The sequence below is a fragment of the Methylobacterium tarhaniae genome, assembly GCF_001043955.1.
Taxonomy (GTDB): domain Bacteria; phylum Pseudomonadota; class Alphaproteobacteria; order Rhizobiales; family Beijerinckiaceae; genus Methylobacterium; species Methylobacterium tarhaniae.
On sequence record NZ_LABZ01000359.1, the window covers coordinates 1 to 1,360 of the forward strand.

Consider the following 1,360-nt stretch of genomic DNA (forward strand, 5'->3'; position numbering starts at 1 on the left):
GACATCAAGAAGACGGCGGCGTTGGTGGAGGAGATCTCGGCGGCGTGCCGGGAGCAGGATGTCGGGTCGGGTCAGATCAACCAGGCGATCCAGCAGCTCGACAAGGTGACGCAGCAGAACGCGTCGGCGTCCGAGCAGGTCTCGGCGACGTCGGAGGAGCTGGCGGCGCAGGCCGAGACGCTGCAGGCGACGATCGCCTATTTCCGGCTCGGCGAGGCGGCGGCGCCGGCGGCCCATGCGCGACCGATCGACGGGGCGGTGTCGCAGCTGCGCGCCACCGCCGCCCGGATGGCCGCTCCCTCGGCGGCCGTGAAGTCGCCCGTCCGGTCGGCGGCCAAGCCCCTGGCCAGCGGCCTGCGCGGTTCTGGCTTCACCTTCGATATGACGGGTGCCGACGACATCCGCGACCAGGACTTCAAACGCGCCTGATCGGGCGGATCGGCAGCTGGCGCGCCGCCATCGGCTCGCATGATCTGTCACCTGTCCGTCGATCCTCTCCCTTCCTGCGAATGATCGCCCATGTCCCTCCTCACCAGCATGAAAAAGTCCTCCAGAACACGGTTTGCCGTCGAGGAAATCAAGCGGCTGAGCCAGATGCTTGCCGACGGCAACCTGTCTGCGAGGGCAAACCTGGATATCGCCACAGGAGATGCCAGGGACATATTGATTGCCGTCAACATGCTTCTCGACAGCGCGACGCGTCCGGCGATCGCATTCGGCGATGGCATCGGCCGGATGGCGTCGGAGCACGAGAAAGGCGACATCGACGTCGTGATGCCTGCCGATCGGTTCAAAGGCGACTTTGCCGTGATGGCGCAGGACATCAACGGGATGGTGGCCGGCCATATCGCCGTGAAAAAGAAGGCCATGGCCTGCGTCAAGGCGTTCGGTGAGGGCGATTTCAACGCCCCGCTCGAGCAGTTCGCCGGCAAGAAGGCTTTCATCAACGACACGATCGAGACGTTGCGGGGCAACCTCCGCTCGATCATCACCGAAATACAGACCCTGACCACAGCTTCCACCGCCGGGAGGCTCAGCGAACGGGGCAACGCCGACCGATACGTGGGGGATTTCGCCAAGGTCGTGCTCGGTATCAACGGGATGCTCGATGCCATCATCCTGCCGATCATGGAGGGCAACCGCGTGCTCGACCTCGTCAGCGCGGGCGATCTGACACAGCGCATCGACATCGCGTGCGAAGGCGATCATCAGCGCATGAAAGATGCGGTCAATGCGCTGGTCGACAGCCTGACGACCTTCGCCGTCGGTGTCGCAGATGCCGCGAACCGGGTCGCCGCCGGCAGCATGGAGCTGTCGGCCTCGGCCGAGCAACTGTCGCAGGGCTCGACCGAGCAGGCCG

Annotated in this window: 2 pseudogenes; both read left to right on the forward strand. The window is 65.2% G+C overall.

From position 1 onward, the window contains the following. Positions 1–429: pseudogene (locus tag VQ03_RS29925) on the forward strand (methyl-accepting chemotaxis protein); the annotation flags it as partial. Between the two features lie 90 nt (positions 430–519). Then, positions 520–1,360 (forward strand): annotated as a pseudogene (locus VQ03_RS29930) (methyl-accepting chemotaxis protein); the annotation flags it as partial.